Source organism: Methylocaldum sp. RMAD-M (genome assembly GCF_017832375.1).
Lineage (GTDB): Bacteria > Pseudomonadota > Gammaproteobacteria > Methylococcales > Methylococcaceae > Methylocaldum.
The window spans coordinates 351,171-373,106 of the sequence record NZ_JAFIBZ010000001.1 but is presented as its reverse complement, the minus strand read 5'-3'; the positions used below and the strand labels follow the sequence as shown (position 1 = coordinate 373,106).

5 protein-coding genes are annotated in these 21,936 nt (G+C 59.1%); all 5 read right to left on the bottom strand.

Annotated features, from left to right (window positions below):
* Window positions 1–7 precede the first annotated feature (7 nt).
* A complete protein-coding gene (locus JOD69_RS01650; RefSeq protein WP_168183882.1) occupies window positions 8–5,941 on the bottom strand; it encodes a non-ribosomal peptide synthetase in 5,934 nt (1,977 codons plus the stop codon).
* Window positions 5,938–7,155: a PepSY-associated TM helix domain-containing protein gene (locus JOD69_RS01645; protein WP_086135228.1), complete on the bottom strand. Its 1,218-nt coding sequence runs from the start codon at window positions 7,153–7,155 to the stop codon at window positions 5,938–5,940. Before JOD69_RS01645 ends, JOD69_RS01650 begins: the two co-directional genes overlap by 4 nt.
* Window positions 7,156–7,204: 49 nt before the next feature.
* A complete protein-coding gene (locus JOD69_RS01640; protein WP_086135180.1) occupies window positions 7,205–8,617 on the bottom strand; it encodes a cytochrome P450 in 1,413 nt (470 codons plus the stop codon).
* A 208-nt stretch (window positions 8,618–8,825) separates the two neighbouring features.
* Window positions 8,826–11,492: a TonB-dependent receptor gene (locus JOD69_RS01635; RefSeq protein ID WP_086135179.1), complete on the bottom strand. Its 2,667-nt coding sequence runs from the start codon at window positions 11,490–11,492 to the stop codon at window positions 8,826–8,828.
* A 203-nt stretch (window positions 11,493–11,695) separates the two neighbouring features.
* Window positions 11,696–21,907, bottom strand: coding sequence for a non-ribosomal peptide synthetase (locus tag JOD69_RS01630; protein WP_245245426.1), 10,212 nt, complete (start codon window positions 21,905–21,907; stop codon window positions 11,696–11,698).
* Window positions 21,908–21,936: the final 29 nt, after the last annotated feature.

Genomic DNA, 21,936 nt, shown 5'->3' with positions numbered 1-21,936 from the left:
AAGTCGCTCAACGAAAGGGCCGTTCCAGAACGCCCGCGTCGACCAGATAATCGAGCGATTTGGCAAACACGCCCTCATCGACCGTCGGCAAGGCGATTCCGGCTTGCCTCAATGCTTCAGCCGTCGTGCCGCATCGATAAGGCACTGAACCATCGTGATGATGTTCTACAAAGGACTCCACCATTCCGGCCATGGTGTGCAAAGGCTGATCGGGCGACCGAGAGGCGAGCGTGGAAAAGGCGCTCATCCATTCCGGGGGTGAAGCCTTTTCAATCCGATACCCATACCTGTCGAGCCAGGCAATAAGATCCGATACCGGTGTCGGATGAGGATTGAAAACGTGATAGGTACGCCCTGGCGAGGAATCGAGGGCGGACAGCCCCACGATGGCGCGGCTGACGAAGTCGACGGGTGTCAGCACGAATGACGTCCTATTCGTGGGAAATATCCCGAGATCGAGGCACACCTTAAGAAACCGGCAGTGGAAATCATTCGGATTCCAAGCGCCGGTGCCGCCATGTCCCGTCACGGTGCCCAATCGGTAAACGGTAACCGGCAAGCCGCGGTCGCGCGCGATTCGAATCAGATGCTCGGCCACCAACTTGCTCTGCGAATACCCCAAGGTCAAACGGGTATTCAGGCTGGGCAGATCGTCCTCCGAAAATCCTGGCGGCTCGGGCTCGGTTCCGTCGTCGAAAATAGACAACGTCGATACGTAATGAACCGGCTTGACCGTGCCGGTGCAGGCAAGGCGAAGGATCTCCCGCGTACCCGACACGTTGGCGGGTTTCAAAGCCGGATAAGATAAGATCAGGTTGGTCGACGATCCGTTGTGATAGATCACGTCGACTTCATCGCCCAACTCCCGAAACCGCGCCGCCGGCAGTCCGAGAAACGGTTTTGCCAAATCACCGGGCAAAGGCACGATCCGCTGTTTTGCCAAAGGGTTATGGATGGCATAGCGATCGAGGGTTTCTTCGATTTTATTGGCTGCGTCCTCAGCCGAACCGGAACGCACCAGGCAAAAAATCTTTCCTTGAGTTTGCGCCAATAGTTCGTCCAGTAAAAAAGGGCCCACGAACCCGGTAATTCCAGTCAACAACACATTGCGAGGAAGTCCGTTCGGTTTCCCTGGGCGGAAAGCAGGCGTGATGGACGAATCCAGAATCGCTTCCGCGGCCAGATTCACAATGGAAGTTGATGGTTCTTGTTGCTCCGAATTCACGGCATCGCCGAGCGATGCTGCTGCCGAACAAGCCGCGGCGGCATCTTCGAGTATCCCTAAAAGCCTGCCGGCAAGTCGCTCGATGGTTTCCCGCGAATGACAGGCATGGCTGTAGCTCCAATGAACGCGCAATTCACCCGCCACGACCGAGGCATCGATCGACAGGCTGCGCGGCCGCATTCCCGCTGGATCGTTCAGGCGGCAGGCGGGTTCCGGAGCGAGAGAAAACCAAGCGTCGACCGCGGTTCCTTGATCGATTCGGCCAAGGTAGTTAAACCCGATTTGAGGTTCCGGAACGGCTTCCAGCCGGCTGACAAGATCGGGATTCCGATTCAGATAGCGCACGACGCCGTAATCGATGCCGTGGTTCGGGATGACGGCCAGTTGCTCCTTCACCGCTTGGACTATTTCCGGAAAAGCCCGATCGGGCGAAATTTCGAACAAAACCGGAAATAAGGCGGTAAACCAGCCTACGGTGCGCGAGATGTCTACATCGTCAAAAAGGTATTCACGGCCATGGCTTTCCATTTCCAAAAATACCGAGTCGCTTTGCGCCCATTCGGCCAGCACGGCCACTACCGCCGCGAGAAGAACCTCGTTGATCCGCGCGCCATAGGCCAGCGGGGCGTTTTGCAGCAAAACGGACGTTTTCGTCGGGTCCAGCGAAATGGTCACGGTCTCGCCGGTTGCCTCGGAATCGACGCCCCCGGCGAAATCCATCGGCAGTGCAGCGATCCGGCTCCAATCGGTGTTCAGCCAATAGGCGACGTTGCGCTCCGGCATTGCCGTTTGCGCATGATCCGCGAGGCGTTCCGCCCATTGCTTGAAGGCGGTGGTTTTTTTCGGCAACCTCATCTCTCGCGCCGCGAGAGCCTGCCGGTAAAGGGCGCTCATGTCTTCCAAAAGAATGCGCCAACTTACTCCGTCCACCACCAGGTGGTGGATGATGATCAACAAACGGCTGCTCGAATCGCCTCCGCAATCGAACCACACCACCCGAATTAAAGGCCCGTGACGCAAATCGAGGCTGCGCTGCCACCGCGAAGCCTGTTCGGTCAGCGCGGCTTGCCGGCGATCCTCGGCGAGACCCGAAAAATCGACCGAAACGATTTCGACTGCGCCCTCGACATCCTCCGCCAGCACCTGCGTCCAAAGACCGCCGCACTCGCGAAAACGGGTGCGCAAAACATCGTGGTGGTGCAGCAGGTGCCGTATGACGTCTGTCAGTACCGCGGGGACGATCGGCTGTTTTGCCTCCAGCAGAACCGATTGGTTCCAATGATTCGGGTTAGGGAAGGACTGTTCGAAAAACCACCGCTGGATGGGCGTCAAGGGAACTTCTCCCGTAATGATGCCCTGTTCCGCCTGCACGTCCGTGTCGCGGTCCTTTGCTTTCGCCAATGCTTCGATGGTTTGGTATTCGAAAACCTGCCGGGGATGAATGGTCAAGCCGGCCTGCTTCGCCCGATTCACCATCTGCATGCTTAATATGGAATCGCCGCCGATCTCGAAAAAGTTATCCTGGATGCCGACTTTCTCCAGACCCAATACCTGCCCCCAGATAGCGCACAACACGGCCTCGATCTTGGTGCGCGGTGCGACGTAGCGGTCCTCCGATTGATCCCGGACGTCCACTGAAGGTAATGCCTTGCGGTCCAGTTTGCCGTTGGGCGTCAGCGGGAGACGATCGAGAAATACAAAGGCCGACGGAATCATGTAGCTGGGCAACATGTTTTGCAGAAACGCGCGTAACCCGTCGGCGTCGGCCGCGCGTTCGCCTTGCCTTGGCACGAGGTACGCAATCAGGCGCTTGCTTCCCGAAGGGGTTTCGTGATCGGTCACGACCGCTGCTTCGATATCCGGGTGCTTCAGCAACTTGACCTCGATCTCGCTCAACTCTACTCGAAACCCCCTAATCTTGACTTGGTGATCGGCCCTCCCCAAGAACACGATATTGCCGTCGGCGCGGAAATGCGCACGGTCTCCCGTCCGGTAAAGACGAGCCCCGGAGGCATTATCGAAAGGGTTGGGCAAAAAACGTTCGGCGGTCAATGCCGGCTGATTCAAATAGCGGGCGGCAAGACCTTCGCCGCCGATATAAAGCTCGCCGGGTACGCCAACGGGCACCGGATTCAAATAGGCATCCAATAGATATATCCGCGCACCGGGAATGGGGCGGCCGATGGGTATCGAGTCCTCGGAAAATTTCGGCGGGATTTTATATGCGGTGCACCAGACGGTGCCTTCGGTGGGGCCGTATTCGTTATAGAGATCCGCTCCCGGCAGTTGTGCGTAGTGGCGTTCGGCCACTCCCGCCGAGCAAGCTTCTCCGGCGACGATAACCGCCCGCAAGCTATCGAGTTGCCCCGCATCCGCTTGCTCGAGGAGGATATTGTAAAAAGACGGCAGGCCTAACAAATGGGTAATCCGCTCTTTCCTGATCCAATCGACCACAAACGCCGGAACGGTATGAGTCGAATCATCGGGAATGCACAGTTTTCCGCCTTGGCTCAAGGTCCAGAATATGCCCGCCACGGAACTGTCGAAGGCAAAGGAAGAAAGCAATAAAAAGCTTTCCACCGGGTTGCGGTAATAGGCAAACCGGGCCTGGGTCGAGTGCAGGACATTGCGATGAGTAACGGCTACGCCCTTGGGTTTTCCCGTGGACCCGGAGGTGTAAATAACGTAGGCCAGGTCGCCGGAATCGGTCGTCACCCGCGGATCCACGACGGGTTGTTCGGCAATCGCTTCCCAATCACAGTCGACGCATGTCGCCGCTATCGATAGATTCGGCAACGCCGCCAGCACCGATTCCCGAGTCAGAAGCAGCGCTGCGCCGGAATCGTCCAGCAGATACGCAATCTCGTCCTTGGGGTATTTCGGATCGATCGGCACATAGGCTCCGCCGGCTTTCAGAACGCCGAGTATCCCGACCACCATTTCCGGCAAGCGACCGATACATAGTGCGACCGTGATTCCGGGTCCTACCCCTTTGCTACGGAGGTAGTGCGCCAGTTGATTGGCCCTGGCGTTAAGCTCCGCGTAAGTCAAAGTCGATCCGTTGCCGCACAGGGCGATTGCTGACGGCACACGCCGCGCCTGATCCTCGAACAGTGCGTGGATGAATCCGTCCGCCGACGTTTCTCCCGAGCGCGCGGGCAGGCCATTCGCACTCTCCGGACCGCCATCCGATAACACGTAGGCGGTTACAGTGCTCCACTCCTCGGTCAGTTGCCGGTTTTCCTCCGGCGTCAGCAGCCGCAATTCGCTGATCCGCGTGTCCGGAGCGTCTGCGATGTGCTCCAGTAATACCCGGAAGTGACTCGCCATGCGGGCGATCGTGCTCTCGTCGAACAAATCGACGTTGTATTCCAGGGATGTGCGCAGACCGTCCGGCTCTTCGGTAACGTGCAGGGTCAAGTCGAACTTTGAAACATGGTTCTCGACCGAGAATGGCGTGATATCCAGTCCGGTTACCCGTATCGAGTCGAACGGCACGTTGTGCAGTACGAACATGACCTGGAATAACGGATTGGAACTCGCATCTCGAATCGGCTTGAGCTTTTTAACCAATAACTCGAAGGGATACTCCTGATGCGGCTGGGTATCCAACATCGTTTCGTGGGTTCGGCCCAGCAAGGCGGTGAATTTCGGATTGCCCGAAAGATCGGTTTGCAGTGCCAATACATTGACGAAAAAACCGATCAGCCCTTCGAGCTCCGCATGGTTGCGGTTGGCTACCGGGGTCCCTACGCAAATATGTTGCTCACCGGTATAGCGATGCAGGAGCACATTGAAGGCGGAAAACAAGAGCGCGAACAAAGTCACGTTCCGCCGGCGGCATAACTGGTTCAGCTTTACGGTGAGTTCCTTGGCCAGAAAAAAGTGGTAGTCGCTCCCGCGATACGTCTGCACCGCCGGCCTCGTCCGATCGGTCGGCAACTCGAAACCGGAATCGGAACCGGATAAATGACGCTCCCAGAACGAAAACATTTTCGCGAGGACATCCGGTTGCAACCGCTGCCGCTGCCAATAAGCGAAGTCGGCGTATTGGATGGGCAACTCGGGTAACGGTGACGGGCGGCCTAGGACATAAGCTTCGTACAGCGTGGCCAGCTCCCGGTATAGAACAGCCGCCGACCAGCCGTCGGTGATAATGTGGGGCATGGTGATGAGGAGAACATGCTCCTGTTCGTCTTGGGTGCCCTCGGCCAAGCGAAAGAGCCTGACGCGCAGCAGCGGGCATTCGGATAAATCAAAAGGCGTTCTCGATTCCCGGTTAAGCAGTTTTCCAAGGTAGTCGCGGCGTTCCGACGGAGATTGTCCGCTCAGATCCTCCACACTGACGGACAAGCTAAGTTCCGGCAGCACTCGCTGGATCGGCTCGGAGTTCGCGATGACAAATTCGGTCCGCAAGGACTCGTGCCGACGGATGATCTCGTTGATGGCTTTTTCCAATGCGTCAACGACTAGCGTTCCCCTAAGCCGAACCGCAATGGAAAAGTTATAGGCGGCGCTGTCCGATTCCAATTGATCGAGGAAGAACAACTGCTGTTGGGAGAAAGACAGAGGCGATGGTCCCTGAGGCCGCTTGGGCATCGTGGATGGTCCGAGCCGACGGGGAATCAGCCGCCCTTGCAGGCGTTCTTGCAAAAGCGCTCGTTTGCTTGCGGATAATGCAGACTTGGATTCGGATAATTCGATCTCGTTTTTCATCCCATTGTCCTTTCCAGACGTTTCTTGAACCCGGCCCCGCTCCGCCTTGCCGCCTTTCGCTTCTGTAGCCAGCGCACGATTCCGCTGACGTAAAGGATCAAGGGCGTGAAACCGATGACACACCATGCGATGCGGCCCGGAAGGCCAATCGCTTCTCCGCTATGCAGGGGCCACATGAGGTTGAGGAATGTCTCGCCGGCGGTAAATTGATTCGGGTCCTGAACCGCCAGCACCTTGCCGGTGTACTGGTCGATCCAGATCTTGGTGCGCGGCCTGAGCCGGTTAGCTTCTCCGGATTGCCTTTTCTCGATGACATAGACACCATGGGGACCGTCCGGCGTCTGTACTCCACGCAGTTCTGCGCCGGGAAAAACGGAGTCGGCTATTGCCACGGCGTCGGCTATCGAAATCCGGCGCCCACCGGCGGCTGATTCCGATTTAAGTTCGGGGTCCTTTAAATGCTCGGCGCCGATAGGCGAAAAACATCGTATCAACGGCTTTAGATAATCATCGTAACTGAACGAAAACCCGGTAAAAGCCAGTGTGACGAGAACCGTTGCTGCGTAAAAGCCGGTTACTTTATGCAAATCAAAATAAAACCGTTCGGGACTCGCCCTTCGTTTGAAAGTGATTGCGGTTTTCATTTTGCTCCAACGCGGCCACCACAGGTACAAGCCGCTCAACGCGGAAAGCAGCAGGAGCAGGCCGGAGAAACAGACTATGTCAAAACCCAGTTTGCCGGGTTTCGAACCGAGCTTGCCCAATAGAAAGCTGGCGTGAATCTCGTAAATCAGGGTCGATAAGGTTTGCCCCCAAAAGCTCTCCTTGAGGATTTCACCACTGTAAACATCCACCAAAACCCGCAACGGTGCGTAAAATTCATCCGTCGTTTCCTCGGGGTTCGGATATATTGCCCACAAATAGGTTTTCCCATACCCAGGCAATACCAAGATCCATTGCCCCTTTCTTTGTGGATGTGCCGCCGTGAGGGTTTGCATGATTTCGTCCAATGAATGTGGTTGCACATCGGATTCGTGATGGGTTTGCGTCGGCAAACCGAGTTCTTCCAATTCTCGGAAGAAAACATTAACCGACCCCGTCAGTCCGAGAACGACGAAAACAAACCCTGCCGCCAAGGCGATAAATAAATGCACCTTGAGCCAGAAAGCGCGAAAACGCCGTCGAAGAGTAAGGTGTCCCGGGTTTCGTTCCATGTTCGCGTTCGTGGAATACTTTTTCGTACAGCAATAGGTTTAATCTTTTCTAAAGCGCGACGTCATGACGCCTATCGCGAATTTCGATAGTAAGACCAAAGGACAGCGGCTTATCGTTGAAACCGGTTTTATCGCCAGGCTGTTTTTCGGGTGACAGTCGGATTTGGAAATTTCCGCAAATCATCGCCAAGGCGCTTTTGATAACCAGCATGGCCAAACCTCTTCCCGGACATGAACGCGGCCCCGAGCCGAAACCCAAAAAGGCTTTGCCGTTATGTTTGGAAGATTCCACTTTGGTTTCGCTGCGCCATCGCCGGTGATCAAATACCCTAGCCTGATGAAAATTTTCATCGTCCAGAGCGCAACGCGCGATCAGCAATACCAACGGAGTTCCAGCGGGTATCTCGACATCGTCCATTACCAAATCCGCCTTGGCCTCCACGATCGCGAGGCGGGATACCGACGACGTTCTCATCGTCTCTAAAATAACGGCGTCGATACATTTGAGCTTCTTGATATCTTCAATGTCCTCGATAATGCCGCCATTGCCTAGTACAGCATCGACTTCGTCCTGAATGTCCCTTTGGACCTGGGGGTCTTTGGCAATGCAGAAGAGCACCCGGAGCAGGGTATTCGCTGTAGTGGGTTCGGAGGCCAGGACTATCAACAGAATATTTTCGATGAGTTTTATATTGCGAATATCAGAACCCTTTTCTTTCATGGCTTCTATAAGAAGCCGGACCATGCTCACCGCGTTGCCAGCCCCATTTGTGTCATTTAAAAGGGATCCTTTACGTGCAATGACATTTTTAACGGCTCTGAAGATTTCCCTTATGTCCTCGTCAAAATAATTGTCTTCGGAGAAGCTTTCCAAATGCATTTGCGGCAGTAAGGCATCGATGCGCCTGCCCAAAATAGGGACCAGGTTATGTAAGATATTCTTCGTGACCTCTTGCTCGCCCACTGGCATATCGGCCAGATCGCCGAATACCATCGATGTAAATACCGATATCGAGAAGCCCAAAATCTCCGCTTCCAAATCAATTTTCGAAAGGTTTTCGCCATGAGTGATCCAATGGTTTTTCAAATCTCCGGTAGCCGCCTTGATATATTCGAAATATTGGGCCATATGGCGGGATTCCATGGATGCCGCTATAACTTCCCGTTGACGTTTCCAGCCGTGGTCGTCGGCAGCCTCGATTCCGTCCACTTTCATGGTTTCGAGAACTCTGTTTTTCCTGCTATATGGGCCGAAAAGGTCCGGCCTTTTGCGAAGAATGAAATTGATCTGATTGGCATTCGCGACGACTACTAGCGGCCGGTTCGCAAATTGAACCGTGAAAAGTTTTCCGTACCGGTCCGCTAGCTTCTCGAAGATTTCATGAACCCGGTTGAAGTCAGGCTCCAATACCACCGGGTCCGGATGGCCGGGGAGCGCAGAAATGGTTTTGATACTACACATCACAATCCTCTTTTCCCGGCCGATTGAATCGCCTCTGCTGGTTCACCCCAGATCCACCGGTGTACCTTAAGCCAGACCCTGCACGCGCCTTGAGCGACCGAGACGTCGCGCACCGCTCTGAAGCCCAGCTTCTCTTTCAAGGACGTTTGCAAGGAGGCTCATCGGCATTGCGTGTTCGGGTCGTCTTAGCTATCCAAATACTTGAACATCAAAATTCCACCCGCACCGAACCGATGGCCGTCAGCGGTGCGCCGGGATAAACGCCCAGGCGCGGCGATACATTGATATCCGGATCGGTGGACTCGTAATACGTCTTGTCGAGCAGGTTGCGGATATTGAATTGAGCCGTGACGCGCGTCGGCCCTACCTTCAATCGGTATGCCGCGAAGGCGTCCATCCGCACATAGCCGGGTAATTGGAAGGTATTCTCGACATCGCCTTCCCGTTGCCCCGCCAGTACGCCGCCTAGACCGAAACTCCAACCGTCCGGCGCTTCGTACCCGTTGAGGTCGTATCTGAGCCATAGGCTTGCCGCATGCTCGGGCACATTGTTCAGTCGCTTGCCCTCGTACCCCTTAATCTGGCCATTCAGGGCTCGGTTGTCCTTGGTAATCCGGGCATCGGTGAAGGCATAGCTGCTGATGATGCTCAAGTTGTCGGTAATACGCCCCGCTACGTCCAGTTCGATTCCCTGGCTGCGCTGCTGGCCGATCGCCACGCTGTCGTTGGGATCGGGCGTCGTCAGGTCGGGGGTGAGCAGGTTGTCCTTGGTGATGTGGTAATAAGCCAAGGTAGCGAGCAAACGATCTTCGAACAAAGAGGTCTTGATTCCGGCTTCGAATTGCTCGCCGATTTGAGGATCAAAGGATCTCCCGGCTGCCGATATCCCATTGTTGGCGCCGAGCGAGGTCGTCCAATTACCGTAAACTCCCAGCCACTGCCAAGGCTGGTAGAGAATGCCCACGCGCGGACTGAATCCGTCGTCTTTCCGGATGGTGTCCGGCAGGTTTTTGTCGGCAGCCGAGAAGGAGCTGCCCCGACCTCTACCCGTTTCGATCCAGTCGTAACGGCCTCCCCCCATGATATGCAGCTTGTCCCACAAGGTGATGTGGTCCTGGAAATAAACGCCGTGCCACTCGTCTTTGATCACCGAGCGGTTGTTCTGAAATTCCGTCTCTAATACGGCACTGTCGAATACGGCCTTGTCGATTCCATAACTGGGCGAAGGATTGAATATGTTGATCGCCAGCGCCGGGTCGGGGGTGTCGAAAAAACCCTGGGTGCGGTATTTGGTGAAGGACCGGAAATAGTCGTATCCCACCAGGACGTCGTGGTCGGTTGGACCGATCCGGAACTTGCCGGTCAAATCGAGGTTGGTAGTGTAGCCCTCGCTGTCATAACGCTGGAAAAAGACGTTGCGCTGAAGGATGCCGGTAACGGGATTCAATGCGTTCCCGAACGCCGGTGCAGGGTTGAGAAAGGTTTCGTCGCCATGGCCGAAGTTGGCGAGGAACCGGTTATGGATGGCCCAGTCTTCGTTGAACCGATGGTTGATTTCGGTACCCAGCAACACCCTGGAAATATTGTCCAACGGATCGTTGGGATCGCCGAAGGCACGTCTCACGGGGATATTCGCCGGGCGCTTGCCGATGACAGGGATGCCATAATCGGCCTGGTAGTCCTGATTGAGCCCCTCGATGTTGATCGTTATATCGGTTGCCTCGGTCGGTCGCCACGTGACGCTGGGATAAACCATGATCCTGTCATTGGAGATGAAATCCCGGAACGACTCGTTGTTCTGGTAGGAGCCGGTGAAGCGATACAACAAGGATTTGTCGTCGGTGATCGGGCCGGTAGCGTCCCATTCGGTGCGATAGAAGTCGTACGAGCCGAACCGTTGTTCCAGGGAGTAATAAGGAATGTCGAGCGCCCTCTTGGTCGTGACATGGATCAAGCCGCCGGGCTCCGCGCGTCCGAACAGAACCGACGCCGGCCCCTTGAGCACTTCGACGCTTTGCAGATTGGCCGTATCGAATTCGGAACGGAAACCGCTCGGGACTGCCATTAGGCCGTTGCGGTAGGTCAAGGGATTGCGAAATCCGCGAACGATGAAGCCGGTGCCCGCTCCGAGGGAGGATTGCGCTCGAACGCCGCTCACGTTCTCCAGAGCATCCGTAATCCTGGTAGTTTTCTGATCCTCCATCACCGCTCTCGGCACTACTTGAATCGATACCGGCGTCTCGATGATCGGCGTGTCGGTCTTGGTGGCTGGGAAGGATTTGGAAACGGCGTAGTCCTCGTTGTAGGGATCGTTCGGATCGGCCTCCGCTCCCGCACTGACAGTCACTTTCCCGAGCGCGATGGTGTCGGCTGCATCGCCGCCGGATTGAACGGCGATTGGCTTGCGCTCCAGGGTCACCGTCCGTTGGCCGGTGAAACGGGCTTGAACGGGAGCCGCGCTCAGCAGCACTTTCAAGGCCTTTTCCGGTGTATAGGCGCCTTTGAGGGGGGCGTTGCGCAGCCCCTCGGCGACATCGCCTTCGTAAAGAACCTGGACGCGGCTCTGCACGGTGAAAGCGGACAGGGCGCGGGGCAAATCTTGCGCCGGAATGTCGAATTGGATCGGCGCTTGAGCGGTCGTCGTGGCCTTGCCGACGGGCTGCGGCTCGGCGCCGACGGAAGCAAGCGGAACATAGGCCGCAAAAGCCGCGGCAATGGCCGTACTCTTGCGGGTAAGGGCACCTGGGCACAGGCCATTCTTCGAACCTGTCTCAACACCATTCCCTCCTTGATGAGCGACAGCTTCTTGTTGTCGATCCTTGTTAATCGACAGGACGTCTTCCCCAGTAAATTTCAAGTTATCGGTCGTTTTCATCGTTATTTTTTCTTTCTGCAGGCTGGTCGAATGACACCTCAGAATCACTCCGCTCCGGGCGAATTCGTGCCGGAATTCAGAGCACAGGAGTTAAGAGGCCTTTGCCGTCCTTGGCTTCTGGACCCCGGCAATCCATGCCGGGGCGACGACTTCAGTAGATGCCTTTACCCACACGGGAAGGTTTCTTACAGTGTTTCTTCAGTTCATGATCCGTCCTCCAGTAACGCCAAGGCTTCCTCTTCCGAAAGGGATTCGAGTTGTTCGATCAGGCATTCCTCGATCACCAAGGCGAGCTGTGTGATGGTGGAGGCCTCGAAGACGCGTCTCAGGGGAACCTCGACATCGAAAGCGGTCCGTACCCGAGACAGCACTTGTACGGCGATGAGGGAGTGCCCGCCGAGATCGAAAAAGTTGTCCTCGACGCCGACCCTATCCAGGCCCAATACGTCTTTCCAGATGTCGGCGAGAATTTCTTCCGCAGGGGTGCGCGGGGCCACGTAGCGCGCTTCCCTTTGAGCGGCGACGTCCGGCGGCGGCAAGGCCTTGCGGTCGATTTTGCCGTTGCTACCGAGAGGCATGGCGTCGAGGCGAACGAAGACCGATGGCACCATGAAGTTCGGAAGCCGTGCCGAGAGATAGGCGCGCAACTGGTCGATCAGGGAAAGACCGTCCGCGGTTTCCTCGCGAGCCGCGATACTCGGCTTGCTCTCCAAATTTTCTCCGGGTTGCGCATCCGGCCCGTTGCCGGAGGGAGAGGGAGAAAACGGCAAGCGTTCCGTGACATAGGCCACCAGACGTTTGCCGCCCGCGCCTCCGTCGTCTCGGGCCACCACCACGGCTTGCTCCACGGCCGGATGCAGGAGAAGCTGCGCCTCGATTTCGCCCGGTTCGATCCGCGCCCCGCGAATCTTGAGCTGGTGGTCGATGCGTCCGAGGAACTCGATGGCGCCGTCCTCCCGGTAACGGCCGAGGTCGCCGGTGCGGTACAAGCGCCCGCCGACAGGGCCGAACGGGTCCGGAACGAACTTTTCCGCCGTCGTTTCCGGCCGGTGCAGGTAACCTCGCCCGACCTGGATACCGGCCACGCAGATTTCTCCGGGCACGCCCACGGGAACCGGGGTGAGCCAGGCATCCAGAAGATACAGCCGGGTGTTGTCCACGGGGCGCCCGACCGGCACGATCGTTTCGGTTTCTGCGGGCGTTTCCGGTACCTCGTAGTAGGAAACGTCGTCCGAGCATTCGGCGGGACCGTAGGCATTGAGCACCCGCACGTGCGGGAAGCGTTTCATCCAGCGCCGGCAGAGGTCCGGCGGAAACGCCTCGCCGCAGGCGATCAGCCAGCGCAGCCGCGGCAGCTCGATACCCCCGGCCATTTCCAGCAGGGCCTGGATCATCGACGGAACCGCCTCCAGAACGGTGACTTCGCGTTCGGCGATTTGGCGGAGAAGCAGGCCGGGATCGCGCACGATGTCGTCCGGGAAAATCTCGACCCGAGCGCCGCATGCGAGAGCCGTCAGGTGCTGCCAGACGGAAATGTCGAAACACTGTCCCGCGGTTTGGGCGATGGCGTCGGCTTCGCTCAAACCCAAAGTCGGAACCTTGGTGATCAGGTTGTTGAACATGCCCCGGTGCTCGACCATGGCGCCCTTGGGCGTTCCGGTGGAGCCGGACGTGAAGATCGTGAAGGCCAGGCTGCCGGGGCCGTGCAGGCGTTCGGGATCGGTGGCCGGATAGCTTTGCGCCACGGGTTCGTCCAGTACCAGCAGCGCCGGCCGCCGGGAGACCGTCCGGCACACTGATTCGGCCCGTTCCCGGAAGGACTTGCCAACCAGCAGCCGAGCGGCGCGGGCTTCCTCCAGCACCTGCGTCAGGCGTGCGTCGGGATGGCCGGGATCGAGCGGCAGATAGGCGCCGCCGGCTTTGAACACGCCCAACATCATCACCAGGAAATCGATGCCGCGATCGTTCAACAGGGCGACCAGCGTCTCGGGGCCCACCCCAGCGGCGCGCAAGGCGTGAGCCAGGCGATTGACGCGGGCGTTGAGTTCACGATAGGTCAATGCCTCGCCGCAGCAGGCGACGGCGACCGCCTCGGGCGCCAGCGCCGTCTGCGCTTCGAAACGGGCCACGATGTCCCGAGGTTCGGGATAGGGATGATCGGTCCGGTTCCATTGCTCCAGGATTGCGCCGCGCTCGCTTTCGGTCAGCATCGGGAGCGAGCCCAGGCGGGCGCCGGGATGGCGGATGAGGCTTTCCAGCAAGGTCTTGAAATGCCCGAGCATCCGTTCCACGGCGGCCGGTTCGAAACGGTTTACGTCATAGGTAATTTGCAGGTGGAAACGCGGGGAAGGAACCAGCACCGCGTTGATCGGATAATTGGAATGGGTGCGGTGCTTGTCGTCGACGATGTTCAAAACGTCCTTGGAACCCCGCAAGGTCGGATCGACCGGCGCGTTTTCGAACACGAACAGGTGCTGGAAGAGCGCCTGGCCTCTGGGAAGCTCGCTCAAAGCTTGTATCTGTACCAGAGGCATGTATTCGTATTGGCGGAGCTCCAGATTGTGGTACAGCAGTTCGCGCAGGAATTCCAGGGCCGGCTGATCCGGCTTGACCTTGACCCGCAACGGCAGGCTGTTGATGAACAATCCCAGCGCCGTTTCCACCCCGGGCAAATCGGTCGGGCGTCCGGCCACAGTCACTCCGAACACGACTTCGTCGCACCGCGAATAATGGGCCAGCATCAGCGCCCAGGCGGCCTGCAAGACGCTGTTCGGCGTCACTTGGCAACGCTGCGCCAAAGCATGAAGCGCCTTGGTGTCTTCCTCGGACAACGGCGCCACCCGATCCCGGACCTGGCTCGTGCCTTTTGTTTCCGGCGGAACCGGCTTGTCCACGACCAGCGGCGTGGGTTCGCCGAATCCGGTAAGGTACCGGCGCCAGAAATTTTCAGCAGCCTCCCGGTTCTGCTCCGCAAGCCAGCCGATATAGTCCCGATAGGGTATCGCAGCCTCCCTGGGCGGGCAGGGCTCTCCTTTTACCTTGGCCTCATAGTTCGCCCGGAACTCCAACAAAACCGGGGACTTGCACCAGGCATCCATGAGAATGTGGTGATGGCTGCGGATGAAGCGGTAACGTCGGTCGCCGAACCGGACCAGGCGTATCCGCATCAAAGGCGCCACCGTGAAATCGAAACCCGTTTTCAGCTCGGTTTCGATCAACGCCTCGAACCGCCGTTCCTGTTCGACTGGGTCCATTCCTCTCCAGTCCTGATAATCGAACGGCAGCGCCAGGTGCTTCTGCACGCACTGGTGCGGACTCGAATAGTCTTTCCAAAGAAAGGACGTGCGGAGGATGGGGTGACGGTCCAAGACCTCCTGCCAGGCCGCCTTGAAAGCCTCGATTTCGACATCCCCGTCGATTTCGTAGCGATCGATCATGTGATAGATGCCCGATCCCGGATACATCAGGGAATAGAACAGCATGCCTTCCTGCATGGGCCCCAGCGGATAGACATCCTCGATGTTTCCCGGCGGATAAGGCAGTCTGTCGAGCTCCTGCGCGGACAGCTTGGCCAGCGGAAAATCGGAGGGCGTTAGCCCGGACACGCCGGGTTCGAGACAGTGGGAGATCAGCGTCTCCAATGCCTGGATCACGGCGTCGCCGAGGCGGGCGATGGTCGAGCCGCCATAACGCGCCGTGCTGTAAATCCAGGTCAGTTGGAGATGCCCGCCGCTGACCGCGGCGTTGACCGCCAATTCGTGCGTCCGGCGGTTCGCCGAGGCGCGGGCGATGCCCGATGCCAGCGCGCATTGCCGGAAATACGCGTGGGCGTCGGTTCCGAGGTCCAGGTGGCCGAGATAATTGAACAGGATGGGCGCATCCGCCGAACAGCCTTTTTCCCGCCCTTCGCCGAGCCAGCGCCAGACGGTGTAGTCGAATCCCCGTGCGGACTGGCGGCGGAACTGCTCCTTGAGGTCCTTGATGATGCCTCCGGTGGCGTTCGCCGGATCGATATCGAAGGTCACCGGGTAGGAGGTCGTGAACCGTCCTATCGTCCGCGTAAAATCCAAATCCCTGAACGGGCCGTTGTCGCGGCTGTGCGCTTCGACCTCCACCCGCAACCGGTGCAGGCCGGACCAGTCCGAAAGACCCTTGACGACGGCGATGAGCAACAATTCCTGAACGCTGGTCCGATAGGCCGCTCCGGCTTCCTGAATGAGCGCCCGAGTGAGTTTTTCGGAGAGCTTGACCGTATACTCGGCGGCATCGGCTTCGGTGTTCGTGCCTTCGTCGCAATCGACCGGCAAAGCCGTTTCAGCAGCCTCCCGCGAGTGCCACCAGGATGGCGCTCTCCCCTCCCCCGCCAGGGTTCCGGCATAGTCCTGAAGCCGCGCAGCCCATTGCCGGTAAGAGGTCGTTTTGGCTGGCAAGGTCACGGCGTGGCCGGAGGCCAATTGGTCGTGGATGAGCACGAGATCGTCCAGCAGGATGCGCCAGCTCGCGATATCCATGGCCAGGTGATGGATGACCAGCAACAGCCGCGCGCCGCGTCCCCGCCCGAGTTCGAACCAGACCGCCCGGAGCGTGGGCCCCTCGCCGAGATCGATCTGTCGCTGCCAATACTCCGCGCGTCCGGCAAGAAAGGCCTCGAACGCCGCGTCAGGGATAGCGGACAGATCTTCCCGATGAAACATGGGCTGCCGCTCTTTCCCGACGTAACAGGCCCGCCAAGCCGCCGCGTCGCGGGAAAACCGCAGCCGCAAGACGTCATGATGGAACACCAGTTGCTCCACGGCGCGCTCCATCAGGCCGGGGTCGAACGGATGCAGCATGTCCAACAGCAGGGATTGATTCCAGTGATGCGGATTCGCGAGATCCTGGGCGAAGAATTTCTGCTGGACCGGCGTTAGAGGAGCCGGTCCTTCGATAATGCCTTGCTCGGCCTCGAACGGAGCCGCGCTTTCCGCCGCCAGCGCCAATTCCGCCACTGTCTGGTGCTGAAAAATCTGCCGCGGCGCCAGGTTCAAGCCGATCCGCCGAGCGCGGCTCGCCACCTGTATGCTGAGGATGGAATCCCCTCCCAGCGAAAAGAAGTTATCGTGGATGCCGACCCTGTCGATGCGCAGCACCTCGGCCCAAATGGCAGCCAGCCGGGCTTCCGCGTCGTTTCGGGGTGCGGCGTATCGGCGCGTCAATTGACGGGAAGGATCGGGCTTAGGCAGGGACCTCCGATCCAGCTTGCCGTTGGGAATCAGCGGCAAACCGTCCAGGAACACGAAGGCCGCCGGAACCATGTAGTCCGGCAGAGCGATTTGGACATGGACACGCAGGGCTTCGGGGTCCGGTTCGTCGCCGCTGGATACGATGTACGCGGCAAGACGTTTGACTCCGCGTTCGTCTTCCCAGGCCGTCACCACGGCATCCCGCACTTCGGGATGGGTCCGCAGGCGGGCCTCGATCTCGCCCGGCTCGATACGAAAGCCTCGAATCTTGAGCTGATGGTCAGCGCGCCCCAGGAATTCGACGAGGCCGTCGGCTCTCCGACGCACGAGGTCGCCGGTCCGGTACAGGCGCTCGCCGGGGCCTGCACCGAACGGATCGGGAACGAAGCGTTCGGCGGTCAGGTCCGGACGATTCAGATACCCTTGGGCCAGCCCCGCGCCGCCGATGTACAACTCGCCGGCGACACCGTTCGGCACCGGTTCGAGATTGCCGTCGAGAACATAGGCCCGGCTGTTGGCGATCGGGCGGCCGATCGGTACCGATTCCCTTGCCCCGCTCTCCCGCACGTCCGGTTCAATCGGAAGAATCAGCGATCCGACCGTGGTCTCCGTGGGGCCGTAGTGATTGAAGATAAGGCATTCCGGACGCTGGGCGATGATCCGGCCGACCAGATCGTAGGTGAGCACGTCGCCGCCGCAAATCAACGCCCGTCGAGGCGCGATGGTCCTGCCTTCGGCCGAATCCAGGAGGGCCGCGAGATGAGAGGGCACGATCTTCAGCACGTCGATCGGCTGGCGTTCGATGTAGTCGGCGAACACGCGCCCATCCGTGGCGGCATCCTGGTCGAATACATGCAGACATCCGCCGGAAACGAGGGAAGCGAACAGGACCGTATTGCCGAGATCCGCCGCGGGCGTAGATACCATTGCGTAACGAAATCCGGCGATCGCGGAAATCTGCCCGGCAATAAGCTGGGTGTAATTAGCGAGGCTCCGGTGAGAAACCACGACGCCTTTGGATTGTCCGGTCGACCCCGATGTGTAGATCACATAGGCGGGATGGTCCGGCGTCATCGCAGGGTGCGGATCGTCGTGCGCCGGTTCCGGTCCTTCCGGCCATAGATCCATATCGAGCCGGACGATGGCGGGAAAATGGCTGGAAGCGTTCAAGCCGGTTTGCGTCAGCAATAGGCCGACGCCGGCGTCGGCCAGCACGCGGGCCACCCGGTCTTCCGGATAAGCGGGGTCGAGGGGAACGTAGGCGGCGCCGGCCTTGAGCACGGACAGGATGGCCGTCACGAAATTCGCGGAGCGCTCGACGCAAATGCCGACCCGGCTGCCAGGCCCGACTCCAAGCGCTATCAGATGATGCGCCCAGCGGTTGGCGACGGCGTTCAATTCGCGGTAGCTCAGGCGTTGCTGCTTGCACGCCACGGCCGGAAGATCGGGGGTGTTGGCCGCCTGCAGCTCGAACAGCCGATGAATGCACGGTTCTTCCGGAAGCGGCATCTCCGGCCCAACGGCCTGGTCCAACAGGTGATTTCGCTCCTGCTCGCCGAACAGCCTCAAGCCGCCGATACTTGTTGCGGGATTCGCCGCCACAGCCTCTAAGAGATTGCGGAAATGATCGGCAATCCGGGAAACCGTCCGTTCCGTGAAAAGATCGGTGCGGTATTGGAAGGACAGCAGGAGGCTGGCTCCATCTTCGGCCGCCATCAGTTTGAGATCGAACCGCTCTATGCGCTGCCTGATGGCCAGGGGGCGCACTGGCCAATCGTTCCCGACCGACATCTCGCCGTTTTCCCCCAGAGCGAGCTGCGCCAGTTCGCTTCCGATATTCGCTTGCGTCTGCTGCAGCACGAATAGGGTTTGATAGACCGGCCAGTGATCGGCGTTGCGCTCGACATGCAGACGTTCCACCATGAGGGAAAACGGATAGTCCTGATGTTCTAGAGCACCCAATAAAGCGTCGTGTATCTCCGCCAGATAAACTGAAAAAGGCTTGTCTGCGGCGGGCTGGCTGCGCAGCGGCACCGGATTGACGAAGTTGCCCACCACGGACGCGAATCGGGCCTGACTGCGCCCGGCCGTGGGAACGCCTACGATCAGGTCGGTTTGACGGGTGTAGCGATGGAGCAGGACCTTGTACGCCGCGAGCAATAGGGTGAACAGGGTGACGCCGCTCCGCGCCGCGAAATCCTTTAGCCTGTCGGTTTCCTCCCGGCTCAGGCGAACCGCTACCGAAGCGCCGCGGTAGTTCGGTACCGCAGGCCGCGCACGGTCAGTGGGCAGGGCGAGGATCGGGAGTTCTCCGGAAAGCCGTTGCCGCCAGTAATCCCAGTCGGCATTGCCGGCCGGACTTTCCAGATAGTTCCGTTGCCAGGCCGCGAATTCAGCATAGCTGGAAGCCGGTGGGGACAAGCTCGGCCCTGGAACCGTCTCACCCAATTCCGAACGGATTTTTCTCAACTCGTCGACGAGCACGAGCACCGACCAAAGGTCCAGGGCGATGTGGTGGGCGCAAAGCAGGAGGGTATGCGGAGAGGCTTGAGGCCCTAGGCTATGGGCTACAGGTTCCTGGACATCCGAAGTCTTGAGCCTGAAGTCTGGAGCCTTGGTTCCATGTCGATAGAGGACCACCCGCAAGACCGGTCCGTGCGCCAAGTCGAAGGGTTCGCGGATGCGCCGCGCCATGTCGTCTTGAAGTTCGGATTCCGACCAAACCGAGGCGTCGACGGCAGTAAAGAAGTCGGGCAGGTCGGCCAGCGGCAATACCGACTGAAAGACCTCGTCGCCCTCGTTGCGATAAACCGTGCGCAGCATTTCGTGCCGCTCCGCCAGGCGGTAGAAGGATCGCCGCAAGGCTTCCGCGTCGGCCCCGTTCTCGATGCGCAAGGCTAGATGCAGGTTGTAAACGATGCTGTTCGGTTCCATGTGTTGCATCGTCCACATGGAAAACTGGGTCGAAGAAAGGCTCGAGGCTAGAGACTCGAGACTTGAGGAAACGGAGACTATTGCCTGTTCCTTGTCATTTCCTACAGCCTCCAGCCTCAAACCTTCAGCCTGACAGGCAAGAGCTTCAGCCACTTCCACCACCGACCGGTCGGACAGGAATAGCGTCAACGGGGCCTCGATGCCCAATAATTCGTCCACCGTGTGCTTGAGTTCGACGGCCTTCAGGGAATCGAGGCCCGACGCTCGCAGCGGCGATTCCATGGATACGGCGAATTCCTCGATCTTCAGCAGATGGGCGATCTTGGTCCGGAGGAAACGAGCGATCAGCGCGGCGCGCTGCGGGTGAGGAACGACGGACAAGGCTTCCTGCAGAAGTTGGAGTTGGAATTCCTGCGGCGTCGCCTTGCGTTCGCTCGCCTTCCTCATCCCACCCGAAGTAACCGGGCTGTCCTGCCCGGCAAGCTGCGCGCCCCCTTCCTTCGGGTCGTCCGACCGCGCCAACACCGGTAGAGCACCCTCCAGGTACGCTTGCTTACAGGCTTGGCGCCGCAGTTTGCCACTGGAGGTCTTGGGAACGCCGCCGGGCTGGACGAGAACCAGTTCGGCGGCCGTCAATTCACAAGCCTCGGCCAGGGTGCTCCGCAAGGATGCGAAAATCGCTTCGTAATCGGCCTTCCGTATGGCTTCGCGGGTCAGTTCCGCGACCACGATCGGCTTTTCCTCGTCCTGACAGGTCACAGAGAATGCGGCGCAGCCTCCGGGACGCAGGACATCCACTCTGTCAGTCAGTGCGTGCTCGATGTCCTGCGGGTAATAGTTCCGCCCTCGGATGATGATCAGGTCCTTGATACGCCCGGTAACGTATAACCGGCCGTCGTCGAGTAATCCCAGGTCGCCGGTGCGGAGAAATGAGACTTCAGGCTTTAGGCCAGAGTCCATAGGCCGGATTCCGCTAGTCCGAAGTCTATGGTCTAGAGCCTCTAGCCTCGCCCTGAAGGTGTTCTCGGATTCCTCGGCGCGGTTCCAGTAGCCTTGCGCCACGCTGGGGCCCGAGACCCAGATTTCGCCTTCCCGGCCCGGCAGGCACGGTTTTCCCGTATGGGGATCGACAATTTGGACAATATGGCGATCCGCGGGCAAGCCGCAGGAAACGAGGCTGGAGGCTGGAGACTTGAGGCTTGAGGAATCGCCGATCTTGGGTTTGGCCTTTGTTTCCTCCAGCCTCACGCCTCCGGTTTCTAGCCTCGCTCCTGTTACAAACAGCGTAGCCTCGGCCAGACCGTAACAAGGAAAGAAACTTTCGCGGCGCAAGCCGCATTCGGCGAAGGCACCGGCGAAGCGATCCAAAGTCGCGGCACGCACCGGTTCGGACCCATTGAAGGCCAATGTCCAGGCGCTGAGATCCAGGTCGCGCTTTTGTTCGGCCGTCACCTTGCGAACGCAGAGATCGTAAGCGAAGTTGGGACCGCCGGAAGTCGCGGCCCGGAATTCGGAAATGGCCTTCAGCCAGCGTACCGGCTTCTCCAGAAAGGCCATGGGCGGCATCAGGACGGCGGTAGAGCCGACATAAAGCGGCTGGAGAATGTTTCCGATCAAGCCCATGTCGTGATACAGGGGCAGCCAGCCGACCACGGTCGAGCGCTCGGTGTGTCCGAAGCTTTGCCGGATGGCCTCCTGGTTGGCGAGCAGATTGCCGTGGCTCACCATCACGCCCTTGGGGTCGCCGGTGGAACCCGAGGTGTATTGCAGGAAGGCGATGTTTTCCGGCGCGAGTACGGGCGCCTGCCAACACCCGGCTTCGTCCGAAGCCACGGTATCGGTGGCGAACCAGTTCGACGCGGCGCGCAGCGCGCCTCCCACGAATTCATCCCGGAATTTTGCGGCGAGTTCCGCCGTGGTCATGATGGCGGCGGGTGCGGCATCGCGCATCACGGCCTGGAGACGCGGCAGATGCTGGCGGGTCGGAGGATAAGCCGGTACCGCGATGGCTCCGGCATACAGGCAGCCGAAAAAGGCCTCGATATATTCAAGCCCCGGCGGATACAGCAGCACCGCTCGTTCCCCGACCATCCCCAGGGTCTGAAGGCGGGCGGCGATGGCGCGGGCCCGCCGGTCTAGATCGGCGAACGTCAGCCGGCCGTTTTCGATTTCGCCGTCGGCGAGAAAAACGTATCCTTTTCCTAAGGCATCCTCGTTGGCTCTCGCGCCCAGCAGCTTGACCAGATTGGAGCAAGTCATCCCAACATTTCCCGTCACTCCGGACTCCT

Excerpts from the sequence above, each read along its gene's own strand:
- JOD69_RS01650 (WP_168183882.1), bottom strand. The coding sequence starts at position 5,941 with ATGAAAAACGAGATCGAATTATCCGAATCCAAGTCTGCATTATCCGCA.
- JOD69_RS01645 (WP_086135228.1), bottom strand. The coding sequence starts at position 7,155 with ATGGAACGAAACCCGGGACACCTTACTCTTCGACGGCGTTTTCGCGCT.
- JOD69_RS01640 (WP_086135180.1), bottom strand. The coding sequence starts at position 8,617 with ATGTGTAGTATCAAAACCATTTCTGCGCTCCCCGGCCATCCGGACCCG.
- JOD69_RS01635 (WP_086135179.1), bottom strand. The coding sequence starts at position 11,492 with ATGAAAACGACCGATAACTTGAAATTTACTGGGGAAGACGTCCTGTCG.
- JOD69_RS01630 (WP_245245426.1), bottom strand. The coding sequence starts at position 21,907 with ATGACTTGCTCCAATCTGGTCAAGCTGCTGGGCGCGAGAGCCAACGAG.